Source organism: Mycobacterium sp. (assembly GCF_035603715.1).
GTDB lineage: Bacteria > Actinomycetota > Actinomycetes > Mycobacteriales > Mycobacteriaceae > Mycobacterium.
In genome coordinates, this window is sequence record NZ_DATNJW010000676.1 from 1 (window position 1) to 12,310 (window position 12,310).

A 12,310-nucleotide genomic window follows, 5' to 3' on the forward strand; every position below is an offset into this window, starting at 1 on the left:
CCGGGCTGACCACCCGTGTGCCCGATCGGGCGTAGTTGATCACACCCGACACCGCCTTGCCGGGATTGACCACCGCTCGCCCGAGCATCGACGCCGCTCCCCATAGCGCACCGCCGGCTCCGTAGATCACGTTCGCGGGCAGGTGGTTGAGCCCTTCGCGCATCAAATCGTTGGCAGTCAGATCCTGCGGTATGGGTTGGTCGGGCGTTGGCTGTGGCGCCGGATCGCGCTCGAGGTCGTAGATGTGAGAAAACATCTCCACGCTGCCGACACCGTCGGTCACCGCGTGGGACAAGTGCAGCAGCGTGGCGGCCTTGCCGTCGGGCAGGCCCTCGATCAGCGTCGCGGTCCACAACGGTCGGGCGATGTCCAGCGGAGATTGCAGCATCAGCTCGGCAAGGTCGAATACCTGTCGAAGCGTGCCGGGTTCGGAGACCCGCATCCTGCGCACGTGATAGTCCAAGTTGAAGTCGGGATCGACCACCCAGCGCGGCGCGGCCGTCGGCAACGTCGGCACGACAACTTTCTGCCGCAGCCGCAATGCCCGTCGGGACGCGTTCTCGAAACGGGTCCGGAAGCGGTCCCAATCCGGAGTGGTGTCCAGGATCTCCAGGGCCATGATCCCCGAGCGGGTACGCGGGTTTGCTTCTCCGCGATGCAAGAGGTAGTCGAGCGGCCCCAGCGCCGTGGGCATTCCGGCCGCATCGACCTGCTCAGCCACCGCAGCTCCCCCATCCGGCCAACGCCGCCATCGCCACTCAAGCCTCCTGTTTCAGACAGGCCCCGCAACCACTGGACTGGACGCTGCGGGCAATTCCAACGTAGTCCGGGAAGCGCGGTGACGGTAGCCGATTGTCCGGATCATAACGCGAGATCAGACGCGCTCTGGGTGCCCTGCGAAACGCCCTGACCTGCTGCCGAATTCGAAGTGAGCAACTGATTGCGCGGGGGCCGACTCAGCCGGCCGGTGAGGCGTGCTTGCGTGCCATCCTTGATCGCGACCGCAAATGCTGTCCGTAGACAACACCCAAAAAGTCAGCGACGGCGTCAGCTGCCAGGCGGGATCGGACGGTGGCGAACAAGTCGAAAGCATGGTGGGCGTTGGGCAGCTCGGCGTAGCCCACGGTGTGAGCTCCGGCGTCGCGAAGTGCGCCGCAGAAGGCCCGTGCCTGCACAGTCGGGATCACCGAATCGCTCTCGCCGTGCAGGACGAAAAATGGCGGCGCATCGCGGTGAACATGCGAAATCGGCGACGCCAATTCGAAGAGTTCGGGATTGTCGGCGTAGCGCTCTTTCATGACGAATAGCTCGAGGAACGGCATCATCATCTCGTGCATTTTCTCGGCATCGGTGAGGTCGTAGACGCCGTAAAAGGGCGCAGCGGCTTGAACGGTGGTGTCCACATCCTCAAAGCCGGGCTGCAGTCGCGGGTCGTTAGCGGTGAGCGCGACCAGCGAGGCCAAATGGCCGCCCGCCGAGCCGCCCGTGACCGTGACGAAGTCGGGATCGCCGCCATAGTCGGCGATATTCTCGCGGACCCATGCCAGCGCGCGCTTGACGTCGATGATGTGCGCCGGCCACGACTTGCGCGGGCTCTTGCTGTAGTCGACCGAGACGCAGACCCAGCCGAGTTCGGCCATCCGGCTCATCAGCGGATAGCCCTGCGGTCGCCTACCGTTCACGGTCCACGCGCCGCCCGGGATCTGCAGCAGCACCGGAGCCCGGTCGCCAGCCTCGATATCCCGATGGCGCCAGATGTCCAGCAAGTTGTCGCGAGTGTCCGGGCCGTACGCGATGTCTGACGTCTTCGCCGCATAACGACGGTGGCCCGCGGCGGCATGCAACATCCCGCCGCGGCGCTCGGGTCGGTCGCTGATGGGATGACAGACCGAGTCGAGGTACTGCTCACCGAAGGAATCCTGCAGCGCCGCAGTGAGGATGCGATCTGCGCGCTGGGCCGCCCAACTCGTCGCAACCCGGCCGATCGACAGCGGGGCCACACCGGACAGCGCGTGTCCGGTGACGACGTGCGGCGGAAATTCGGCAGACAGCCAGCCCGCCAAGAAGCCGGCGACCGTTGGCGAGCCGCGAAGCAGCAGTGAGCCGGTGCGGTACGCACCGATCGGCGCGGCCGCAAGCTGCAACCCCTGGCGCAGCACTTCTGCTCGCGCCTGCGAGTATCGCGCTCTGACATCTACGGTTACGGTCATGCCACTCCTCGTCCTTGAGCACACGCCGCCCGCGAACAGCCGGGCCGTCGGTAGCGTACGTGTGTGGCGGGCCTCACACTAGCTGAATCACTGTTACTGCCAACGACATTTGTTGCGGCGTTGCGGACTGTAAGTGCCCATTTCGCCGGTTAGCTACACTGACCTGGGCTTGGAGTCTTTGGCCCCCGTAGCTCAGCTGGATAGAGCACATGACTTCTAATCTTGTGGTCGCAGGTTCGAATCCTGCCGGGGGTACATAGTGCAGGTGCCACTGTGGCCGATGGGATCCGTGTGGCGCCTGTTCTCGGATGGTGCGCCACGCGCCGTCGCCGGCGAAGCAGCGGAGGTGCCCGATGTCTCAATCCGACCTGGTGCTGTTCAGCATCGACAACCACGTCGCGCTGATCACCGTCAACGATCCCGAACGACGCAACGCCGTCACCGGTGAGATGTCGCAACAGCTCCGCGCGGCGGTGGAACGCGCCGAGGCCGACCCCGGTGTGCACGCCGTTGTCGTCACCGGTGCCGGTAAAGCGTTCTGCGCCGGCGCGGATCTCAGCGCGCTGGGCAGTGCCGCCGAAGAGGGATTGCTGAGGCTATACGACGGATTCATGGCTGTCGGCCAATGCGCGCTGCCCACGATCGCTGCCGTCAACGGTCCCGCGGTCGGCGCGGGTCTGAACCTGGCGTTGGCCGCCGATGTGCGCATAGCAGGTCCAAACGCATTGTTCGACAGCCGTTTTCAGAAGTTGGGGATTCACCCGGGTGGCGGCGCGACGTGGATGCTGCAGCGCGCAGTCGGACCGCAGGTCGCCCGCGCGGCCTTGCTGTTCGGGATGCGCTTCGATGCCGAATCCGCTGTGCGACATGGCTTGGCGCTCAGCGTCGCCGACGATCCGGTTGCCGCTGCGTTGGAGCTGGCGGCCGGTCCGGCGGCCGCGCCGCGCGATGTCGTGCTGGCGACCAAAGCCACCATGCGCGCTACGGCCAGCCCCGGATCGCTCGACGTCGAACTGCACGAGCTGGCCAAAGACACCGAACTCGGGCCGCAGGCCACCTCTATTCAGTCACCAGAGTTCGCCGCCCGATTGGCCGCGGCCCAACGCAAGTAATCGCGAAGCTGCTACGAGCTGGGCTCGCCAGCCAGATGCACGATCCGCTCGGCTCGCCGCAGCACTGGCGCATCTACCATCTTGCCCTCGAATGCGAAGACACCGCGTTCATCGGCGGCCGCGGCCAGAACGGCTCGCGCCCAATGCACCTCGTCGACGGACGGCGCGTAACCGGCCCGTATCACCGGCACCTGACTGGGATGGATAGCAACCTTCGCATCAAAACCGACGGCCACGGCGTCATCGACCTCGGCGCGCAGCCCATCGAGATTCTTGATGTCGAGGTAGACCGAGTCCAGAGCAAGGCGGCCGTGTGCCTTCGCCGCCAACAACGACTGCGAACGAACATGGCGGGCAACTTCACGGTAGCTGCCGTCCGGGTACCGGTTGGCCGTGCCGCCCAGAACGGCGAACAGGTCCTCAGCGCCCCACATCACGGCGATCGCGTTGTCCACCTGGACGGTCTCGGTGACGGCCAGGGCGCCCATCGGTGATTCCACGAGCACAATCACGTTCAGCGGAGCTAGTGCGCTAACGTGTTCGACCGCTTCGCATTTCGGCAGCATGACGGTGTCGTAGGGAGTCTGCTTCAGAGCCTGCAGATCAAGCTCCTGATCGGCGGTTCCGAACTGATTGACGCGCACCACGGTGCGGGCCGGATCGAGTTGGACGTCGACCAGCGCCGTGCGCGCCGCGGGCCGATCAGGGGCCGCGCAGCCGTCCTCGAGGTCGAGGATCACCACATCGGCTGCGGCTGCAGCCTTTTGGTAACGCTCGGGCCGGTCCGCCGGGCAGAACAGCCACGCCGGTCCCGGATTCTGCAGACCCATCAGCCGCCGGCCTCAGCCGGTCGCATCCGCACCATGGTCTTGCGGTTCGCGGTGGCGACCACGTCGCCATGCTGATTGCGACCGGTGTGCGCGAACGTCACGATGCCCTCGCCGGGGCGGCTCTTCGATGCCCGCTTCTCGACGATGACGGTCTCGGCGTACAACGTGTCGCCGTGGAAAAGCGGTTTGGGGAAAGCGATTTCGGAGAATCCGAGGTTGCCGACAATGGTGCCCTGAGTCAGCTGCGCGACCGACAACCCGACCAGGGTCGACAAGGTGAACATCGAGTTCACCAGCCGCTGGTTGAACGGCGGCAGCGCGTCGGAGAATGCGGCATCGAGGTGCAGCGCCTGAGTGTTCATCGTCAACGTCGTGAACAACACATTGTCGGCTTCGGTGATGGTCCGCCCCGGACGATGCAGGTATCGCACGCCGGTTTCGAATTCTTCGAACCACAGCCCGCGCTGAACGACCTCGCGTAGCGGCTGCTCACCGTTCGTCACAGACCCACCTCGCGGGCGATCAGCATCAGCTGCACTTCCGTGGTCCCCTCACCGATCTCGAGAATCTTGCTGTCCCGGTAATGCCTGGCCACAGTGAATTCATTCATAAACCCGTAGCCGCCGTGAATCTGGGTGGCGTCTCGGGCGTTGTCCATGGCCGCCTCGCTGGCGACCAGCTTGGCGATCGCGGCTTGCTTCTTGAACGGCTTACCGGCCAGCATCAGCGCCGCGGCGTCGTAATAGGCGGTGCGGGCGGTGTGGGCGCGGGCTTCCATGCGCGCAATCGTGAACGCGATGGACTGGTAGCGGCCGATCGCCTGACCGAATGCCTCGCGCTCGCGCGCGTACTTGACGCTCTCGTCGACGCATCCCTGCGCGGCGCCGGTGGACAGCGCGGCGATCGCGATGCGGCCCTCGTCGAGGATGCGCAGGAAGTTGGCGTAGCCGCGGCCGCGTTCACCGAGCAGATTCTCTTCGGGTACCCGCACGTCGTCGAAGCTCAGCGGATGGGTGTCTGAGGCGTTCCAGCCGACCTTGTCGTAGGGGGGTTCCGCGGTGAAGCCGGGCGTCGGCACCGGCACCAGGATCGACGAGATCTGTTTCTTTCCGTCGTACTCGCCGGTCACCGCCGTGACGGTGACCAGCTTGGTGATGTCGGTACCGGAGTTGGTGATGAACTGCTTGGACCCGTTGATCACCCATTGGCCGTCGTCGAGCTGCGCGGTGGTCTTGGTCGCGCCGGCATCGGTGCCGCCGCCCGGTTCGGTCAGACCGAACGCGCCCAGGGCACGACCACTGGCCAACTGCGGCAACCATTCCCGCTTCTGCTCATCGGTGCCGAACCGGTAGACGGGCATGGCGCCCAGCGAGACGCCGGCCTCCAGCGTGATCGCCACGCTCTGGTCGACCTTGCCTAATTCCTCCAGCGCCAGACACAGGGCGAAGTAGTCGCCGCCCATGCCGCCCCACTCCTCGGGGAACGGCAGACCGAACAGGCCCATATCGGCCATACCCGCCACTACTTCGTACGGGAAGGAGTGTTCGGCGTCATGCTTTGCGGCTACCGGGGCGACGACGCTCTGGGCGAAGTCGCGGACCGTCTTGGCCAGCTGTTGGTATTCGTCCGGAAGTGTCCCGGTCGACAGGAAATCACTCATGATCCTTCGATTCTGCAGTTGTTTTCGCGGCAATCCGGGCCAACGGCTGGCCCACCTTGACTTGGTCGCCCACGGCGACGAGCAGCTCGACCACGCCCTGGACAGGTGCCGTCATCGCGTGCTCCATCTTCATCGCTTCGACGGTGACGACAACCGCGCCCGCCTCGACCTCAGCGCCGTCGGTGACGCTGACCGCGACAACCGCGCCGGGCATGGGGCTGGTCAATTCGGCGTCGCCGCTGTGCTCTTCGTCCTCGCGCACCGGCGCTTCGCGCACCTCCTCGAGCACCGCGAAGATGCCGTCGCCGGCCAGCCAGACCTTGCTGTCCGCCGCGGCGACCGTGTACTGGGCGCGCAGCCCGTCAATGGTCACTATCAGCTGATCGCCGGTCAAAGCGGCTTGCAGCGAACGGGATTCGCCGTCTTCGATGCGGACTTCGGCGGCGTCCGGCGCACCGGAGAGGTGAACGTGGTCGGTGCGTTCCCCGGCCCGTAGCCGGATGCTGACCGGCGCTCGGCGCCCGACTCGCCACCCGGTCGGCACCTCCCACAGGTCGGCACCGGGTGCCGGGAAGGATCGCAGCCAGCGGAATGCCGCCGCGGCGATGAACTGGTCGTCAGCGGGCGCTGCCGCGACGAAATCGCCGGCGCGACGGTCCAATAGTCCGGTGTCGAGCCGGCCGGCGACGACGTCGGGATCGGCCAGCAGAAACCGGGCGAACTCGATATTGGTGACCACCCCGAGGACTGCGGTGTCGGCCAAAGCCCGATCCAGGGTTCGCAGCGCGGTGGCCCGATCGGGGCCGTGCGCAATGACTTTGGCCAGCATTGGGTCGTAGTCGCTGCCGACGACCATCCCCGCCGACAAGCCTGAGTCAATCCGCACGCCCGCGGCATCGGGTTCCACCACTGCCAGCACATCGCCACCGGTAGGCAGGAAGCCGTGCGCCGGATCCTCGGCGTAGACCCGCGCTTCTATCGCGTGGCCCTGCAAGGCAATATCAGCCTGACTCACGGTCAGCTTCTCCCCCGCCGCGATCCGGACCTGCCACTCGGCCAGATCCCATCCGGTGACCAGCTCGGTGACCGGATGCTCGACCTGTAGCCGGGTGTTCATCTCCATGAAGAAGAACTCGTCGGGCCGGTCGGCCGAGACGATGAACTCCACCGTGCCCGCGCCGGCGTAGTCGACGCTGCGAGCGGTGTCGCATGCGGCGGCGCCGATCCGCGCCCGCGTTTCGGCGTCCAGCAGCGGTGACGGCGCCTCCTCGATGACCTTCTGATGGCGGCGCTGCAGGCTGCACTCCCGCTCGCCGAAGTGCACGACGTTGCCATACGTGTCGGCGAGTACCTGAACCTCGATGTGCCTGGGACGCAGCACAAATCGCTCCAGGAACAGGGTGTCGTCGCCGAAGGCGGCGGCCGATTCCCGGCGGGCGCTGACCAGCGCGGCGGCCAGGTCAGCTGGCTGCTCGACCATGCGCATGCCTTTGCCGCCGCCGCCGGCGGACGGTTTGACGAGAACCGGGTAACCGATCTCGTCGGCGGCCTCGATCAGCTCCTGGTCGCTCAGACCGGGCCGTGCGATCCCGGGAACCACCGGCACACCGAAGGCCGACACGGTGCCCTTAGCCGCGATCTTGTCACCCATGGTCTGAATGGCGCCCACCGGCGGCCCGATGAACGTCACTCCGGCCGCAGCCAGGGCGGCCGCGAAATCGGCGTTCTCCGAGAGGAACCCGTAGCCAGGGTGAACAGCCTGAGCTCCGGTGCGCACGGCCGCGTCGACGATAGCGGCGATGTTGAGGTAACTGTCGCGTGCGGGCGCCGGGCCGATGGCGACCGCGACGTCCGCCGACGCGACGTGCAGCGCGTTGGCGTCGGCGTCGCTGTACACCGCGACCGACCGGATGCCCATGGCCTTGAGCGTGCGAATCACCCGGACGGCGATCTCACCCCGGTTGGCTACCAGAACCGTGTTGAAACCCATCACGCTCACATCCGGAAGACGCCGTATGACACCGGATCGACCGGCGCAGTGGATACCACCGAAAGCGCAAGACCGACAACGGTTCTGGTGTCAGCGGGATCGATGACGCCGTCGTCCCAGAGCCGCGCAGTCGAATAATACGGGTTGCCCTGGTGTTCGTACTGCGCGCGAATCGGCGCCTTCACCGCTTCCTCCTCCTCGGCGGTCAGCTCTCCGCGCACGGTTGCCAGCACCGACGCGGCTTGCTCGCCACCCATGACCGAAATCCGGGCGTTGGGCCACATCCACAGGAAGCGCGGCGAATACGCCCGCCCGCACATCGAGTAGTTGCCTGCGCCATAGGAGCCGCCGATCACGACCGTGAGCTTGGGCACCCGCGCGCAGGCCACCGCGGTCACCATTTTGGCCCCGTGTTTTGCGATGCCGCCGGCCTCGTAGTCGCGGCCCACCATGAACCCGGAGATGTTCTGCAAGAACAGCAGCGGCACCATCCGCTTGTCGCAGAGCTCGATGAAATGCGCACCCTTGACCGCGGATTCGGAGAACAGCACCCCGTTGTTGGCGACGATGCCGACCGGGTGGCCGTGGATGTGGGCGAACCCGGTGACCAGAGTGCTGCCGTATTCGGCTTTGAACTCGCCGAATTCGCCACCGTCGACCAGCCGGGTGATGACGTTGTGCACGTCGTAGGGAATCCGGGGATCGACCGGGACCACGTCGTACAGCTCTGACTGATTGGCAACAGGATCCACCGTGGGCAACACATCCCAGATCCGCGGAGCGCGCGGCCCCAGCGTCGACACGATGCGCCGGACGATGCGCAACGCGTCGCGGTCGTCGTGCGCGAGATGATCGGTGACGCCGGAGATCTTCGAATGCAGTTCTCCGCCACCGAGATCCTCGGCCGATACGACTTCCCCGGTGGCCGCCTTCACCAGCGGCGGGCCCCCGAGAAAGATGGTGCCCTGGTTGCGAACGATCACTGCCTCGTCGCTCATGGCGGGCACGTAGGCGCCACCGGCCGTGCACGATCCCAGTACTGCGGCAATCTGCGGGATGCCCTGCGCGCTGAGATTGGCCTGGTTGTAGAAGATCCGGCCGAAGTGATCGCGGTCGGGAAAGACCTCGTCCTGGCGGGGCAGGAAGGCGCCGCCGGAGTCGACCAGATAGATACAGGGCAGCCGGTTTTGACTGGCGATCTCCTGAGCGCGCAGGTGCTTTTTGACGGTAATCGGGTAGTACGTGCCGCCTTTGACCGTTGCATCGTTGGCCACGATCATGCATTCGCGGCCCGCGATCCTGCCGATGCCGGTGATGATGCCGGCCCCCGGGCATTCGTCGTCGTACATCCCGTCGGCCGCGAGCGGGGCGATTTCGAGCAACGGGCTACCGAGGTCAAGGAGTCCGTCGACGCGGTCGCGGGGCAGCAGTTTGCCTCGGTCGACATGGCGGGCCCGGGAGCGTTCCGAACCACCCAGCGCGGCTGTGGCCAGCTTGTCGCGCAGCTGTGCGACGAGCGCGGTGTGGGCGTCGCGGTTTTCCGCCGGAGAGGTCATTGGTTGCAGGCCAGTTTCGGTTAATGGTCACTAACTCGTGCTATGTTAGTGGCGATTAACCGAAGTGTCTAGGGAGGCGGGATGGCAGCGTCCGCTCCGGTCGAGCGTAATGACGACATACCGGCACCGAATCCCCGCAGCCGACGCAAATCGGACCGTCGCCTGCAACTGCTGGCCGCGGCGGAGCGGTTGTTCGCCGAGCGCGGGTTTCTGGCGGTGCGGCTCGAAGACATCGGCGCCGCGGCGGGGGTCAGCGGCCCGGCGATCTATCGGCATTTCCCGAACAAGGAGTCGCTGCTCGTTGAGCTGCTGGTGGGTATCAGCACTCGCCTGCTCGACGGCGCCCGCGGGGTCCGATCCCGTCAGACCGATGCCGCCGCGGCGCTGAACGGTTTGATCGACTTTCACCTCGACTTCGCGCTGGGCGAGCCCGACCTCATCCGGATTCAGGATCGCGACCTCGCCTATCTGCCGGTCGCCGCCGAACGCCAGGTACGCCGCGCCCAGCGCCAATACGTCGAGGTGTGGGTGGGCGTGCTGCGCGAACTCGAGCCCGGACTCGCCGAATCCGACGCCCGGCTGATGGCACACGCGGCGTTCGGTCTGCTCAACTCCACTCCGCACAGCCTCAAGCCGGCCGACGGCAAAGCTGCGCGAGCAACGCGATCACGTGCGGTGATGCGGGAAATGACCGTTGCCGCCCTGACCGTTGGCATCGCGCCGGAATGATCAGCATTACCACTGTTCACCGGACTTTTCGGCGCCGACCGTAGTGCTGCAGGTACCCTGCAGAAATGAGGTGGGCATGAGCGATCGACGTCATCCCGATCACACCCGTTCAACCCAAGAGCGGACCGAAGAAACGCAACGACTGCGTCAGCCTTACCCGTCGTACACCGACCCGGCTTACAGCGGTCAGTCGTTCTATTCACCCCCTAACTACGGCTCGCCGCCCGACCCGAACGCCACACAGCGCACCGACAAGCTGCCGCACTACTGGCTGCAGGGTCAGCCTTCGCCGGATCAGTCGCCGCAGGAACCCGAGCCTGGGCGACCGAAAGCGCCGCGCTGGCTCTGGATCGGCGCGGCCGCGGCAGTGGTTCTGGTTATCGCATTGGTCATCGCCCTGGTGATCGCCAACGGGACGGCCAGAAGGCAGACGGCGGTACCCGCACTGCCCGAGCCGCCGAGTTCTCAGCAGCCCGTGCCGAAGGCGTCGCCACCACCATCGGCGAGCGCACCCGGCCCGGCCACCAGTGAGCCCAGCCAGCCGGGCGGTGCCGGCGTGATGCAGACCGTGGTCTACAACGTCAGCGGCGACGGCCGCGCCATCAGCATCACCTATGTCGACGACGACGGGATGATGCAGACCGAGTTCAACGTCGGGTTGCCGTGGACCAAGGAAGTCAGCCTGCCCGAGACCGGCAGCAAGACACCCAACGTCACCATCGTGAATATCGGCCACGACGTGACGTGCACGGTGACCGTGGACGGAGTCGAGATCAACCAGCGCAGCGGCGTTGGTCTGACGATTTGCAACGGGTCGAGCTAGTCCGGCTCAGTCAACCTCTGTCGCCGGAATGCGCTGCGGGGCACGCACAATCAGCAGGATGAGCAACCCAACCACCATCACCAGGCACAGGCCGCCCATGCCGGCGCGGACGGCCCCGAAAACGTCCACGAACACCGAAAACAGCCACGGCGCCACGAAAGACACCGCACGCCCGGTCATCGTGTAGAGGCCGAAGGCGACGCCTTCTTTTCCGGCGCTGGACATCCTGAGCAGCAGCGTCCGCGCCGATGCCTGCGCGGGCCCGATGAACAGACACAGCAGTAGACCGGTGATCCAGAACGCGCGAGGCCCCGACAACGCCATCATGGCCAGCCCCGCCGCAATGATGCTGGCCAGTGATCCGATGATGACCGGCTTGGACCCGACCCGGTCGTCCAGGAACCCGCCGAAGACGGCGCCTACCGCAGCCACCACGCTGGCGGCCACGCCGAAGATCAGCACATCGGCCGGCGAGATCCCGTACGCGTTGACACCGAGCACGCCGCCGAAGGTGAAGACGCCGGCCAGTCCGTCGCGAAAGACCGCACTGGCGACCAGGTAGTACACCAGGTTCCGGTCGCGGTGCCACTCGGTGACCAGGTCCTGCCACAGCTTGCGGTAGCTGCCGAACACACCGCGCACGGGGCTGAAAACTTCGGTCGGCGACGGCAGCCGATGCGCGGTCAGCAGCAACGGCAGCGCGAACACCGCCAACCAGCCGGCCGCCAGCAGCATCGCCACCCGGACGTTCGTGCCGTCGCTGACGGGCAGGTCCAGGAACCCACGGGTGTCGCCGTTACCGGCGATGCAGCCGAAGTAGGTGGTCAGCAACAACCCAACGCTGCCGACGAATGCCGCCGCCAAGCCGAAGCCCGAGATCCGTCCGGAGTTCTGTGGCGTCGAAATCTGGCGCAGCATCGCGTTGTACGGCACGCTGGCCAAGTCGCCGCACGCCGCGGCGATAGCAAGTAACGCCAATCCGGGCCACAGGTACTGCGGGCGGTCACGAATCAGGCTCATGGCGCTCACCAGCGCCACCACCATTCCGGTCAGCACGGTCAGGGCGATGCGCCGCCGCCGCGCGTCTTCGACCCACACACCGATCACCGGCGCCAGTACGGCGATCGTCAACCCGGCGATCGCCAGCGCGCGACCCAGCCAGCTCGCCGGCGGCACACCGCCGGGCAAATCCTTGCCGACGGTGCCGGTCAGATAGACCGAGAACACAAACGTCACCACGACGGCGCTCACGCCGGCCGAACCGGTGTCCCACAGTGCCCACGCCACCGCATGGGCTCGCTCGGATCTGGGCGAATCGTTACTGCCGGAATCAGACATTGTTGGTCTGTCTACCATTGGCGCATGCCCGTACCCGCGCCCAGCCCCGACGCTCGTGCCGT

11 protein-coding genes and 1 tRNA gene are annotated in these 12,310 nt (G+C 66.2%); 4 read left to right on the plus strand and 8 right to left on the minus strand.

Going from position 1 to position 12,310, the window contains the following annotated elements:
- Both VN856_RS27150 and VN856_RS27155 read right to left on the minus strand, forming a co-directional pair.
- Positions 1-694: wax ester/triacylglycerol synthase family O-acyltransferase (locus VN856_RS27150; RefSeq protein WP_325695099.1), on the minus strand; the 694-nt coding region annotated here is incomplete at its 3' end.
- Between the two features lie 262 nt (positions 695-956).
- Entirely contained in the window at positions 957-2,210 is a 1,254-nt protein-coding gene (locus tag VN856_RS27155) for an alpha/beta hydrolase (RefSeq protein WP_325695084.1), read from the minus strand.
- 181 nt (positions 2,211-2,391) lie between these two features.
- Between VN856_RS27155 and VN856_RS27160 the strand changes: the two genes are divergently transcribed.
- A tRNA-Arg gene (locus VN856_RS27160) sits at positions 2,392-2,465 on the plus strand.
- A 98-nt stretch (positions 2,466-2,563) separates the two neighbouring features.
- A complete protein-coding gene (locus tag VN856_RS27165; protein WP_325695085.1) occupies positions 2,564-3,322 on the plus strand; it encodes an enoyl-CoA hydratase in 759 nt (252 codons plus the stop codon).
- Positions 3,323-3,333: 11 nt separating this feature from the next.
- Here VN856_RS27165 and VN856_RS27170 read toward each other — a convergent pair whose 3' ends face one another.
- Genes VN856_RS27170 through VN856_RS27190 form a run of 5 tightly spaced genes read right to left on the minus strand, consistent with a single transcriptional unit; the run spans position 3,334 to position 9,358 of the window.
- A complete protein-coding gene (locus tag VN856_RS27170; protein ID WP_325695087.1) occupies positions 3,334-4,152 on the minus strand; it encodes a CoA ester lyase in 819 nt (272 codons plus the stop codon).
- Positions 4,152-4,655: a MaoC family dehydratase gene (locus tag VN856_RS27175; protein WP_325695088.1), complete on the minus strand. Its 504-nt coding sequence runs from the start codon at positions 4,653-4,655 to the stop codon at positions 4,152-4,154. The genes VN856_RS27170 and VN856_RS27175 overlap by 1 nt, the downstream gene beginning before the upstream one ends.
- Positions 4,652-5,812, minus strand: coding sequence for an acyl-CoA dehydrogenase family protein (locus tag VN856_RS27180; RefSeq protein WP_325695089.1), 1,161 nt, complete (start codon positions 5,810-5,812; stop codon positions 4,652-4,654). The genes VN856_RS27175 and VN856_RS27180 overlap by 4 nt, the downstream gene beginning before the upstream one ends.
- Entirely contained in the window at positions 5,805-7,802 is a 1,998-nt protein-coding gene (locus tag VN856_RS27185; protein ID WP_325695090.1) for an acetyl/propionyl/methylcrotonyl-CoA carboxylase subunit alpha, read from the minus strand. Before VN856_RS27185 ends, VN856_RS27180 begins: the two co-directional genes overlap by 8 nt.
- 5 nt (positions 7,803-7,807) lie before the next feature.
- Positions 7,808-9,358: a carboxyl transferase domain-containing protein gene (locus VN856_RS27190; RefSeq protein WP_325695091.1), complete on the minus strand. Its 1,551-nt coding sequence runs from the start codon at positions 9,356-9,358 to the stop codon at positions 7,808-7,810.
- 81 nt (positions 9,359-9,439) lie between these two features.
- Here VN856_RS27190 and VN856_RS27195 point away from each other — a divergent pair, with 81 nt between their 5' ends.
- Together VN856_RS27195 and VN856_RS27200 are read left to right on the plus strand one after the other, a co-directional pair.
- Positions 9,440-10,087, plus strand: coding sequence for a TetR/AcrR family transcriptional regulator (locus VN856_RS27195; protein WP_325695093.1), 648 nt, complete (start codon positions 9,440-9,442; stop codon positions 10,085-10,087).
- 76 nt (positions 10,088-10,163) lie between these two features.
- Positions 10,164-10,910 carry an MmpS family transport accessory protein gene (locus VN856_RS27200; RefSeq protein WP_325695095.1) on the plus strand — a complete coding sequence of 249 codons (747 nt, stop codon included), beginning with the start codon at positions 10,164-10,166 and terminating at the stop codon, positions 10,908-10,910.
- Between the two features lie 6 nt (positions 10,911-10,916).
- Here VN856_RS27200 and VN856_RS27205 read toward each other — a convergent pair whose 3' ends face one another.
- Positions 10,917-12,248, minus strand: a complete 1,332-nt coding sequence (locus VN856_RS27205) for an MFS transporter (protein ID WP_325695097.1) — start codon at positions 12,246-12,248, stop codon at positions 10,917-10,919.
- Between the last annotated feature and the right edge of the window lie 62 nt (positions 12,249-12,310).

What these genes read in the sequence shown, in the direction of transcription:
- VN856_RS27195 (WP_325695093.1), top strand. Translation starts at nt 9,440, where the DNA reads ATGGCAGCGTCCGCTCCGGTCGAGCGTAATGACGACATACCGGCACCG.
- VN856_RS27200 (WP_325695095.1), top strand. Translation starts at nt 10,164, where the DNA reads ATGAGCGATCGACGTCATCCCGATCACACCCGTTCAACCCAAGAGCGG.
- VN856_RS27165 (WP_325695085.1), top strand. Translation starts at nt 2,564, where the DNA reads ATGTCTCAATCCGACCTGGTGCTGTTCAGCATCGACAACCACGTCGCG.
- VN856_RS27155 (WP_325695084.1), bottom strand. Translation starts at nt 2,210, where the DNA reads ATGACCGTAACCGTAGATGTCAGAGCGCGATACTCGCAGGCGCGAGCA.
- VN856_RS27205 (WP_325695097.1), bottom strand. Translation starts at nt 12,248, where the DNA reads ATGTCTGATTCCGGCAGTAACGATTCGCCCAGATCCGAGCGAGCCCAT.
- VN856_RS27180 (WP_325695089.1), bottom strand. Translation starts at nt 5,812, where the DNA reads ATGAGTGATTTCCTGTCGACCGGGACACTTCCGGACGAATACCAACAG.
- VN856_RS27170 (WP_325695087.1), bottom strand. Translation starts at nt 4,152, where the DNA reads ATGGGTCTGCAGAATCCGGGACCGGCGTGGCTGTTCTGCCCGGCGGAC.
- VN856_RS27190 (WP_325695091.1), bottom strand. Translation starts at nt 9,358, where the DNA reads ATGACCTCTCCGGCGGAAAACCGCGACGCCCACACCGCGCTCGTCGCA.
- VN856_RS27185 (WP_325695090.1), bottom strand. Translation starts at nt 7,802, where the DNA reads ATGGGTTTCAACACGGTTCTGGTAGCCAACCGGGGTGAGATCGCCGTC.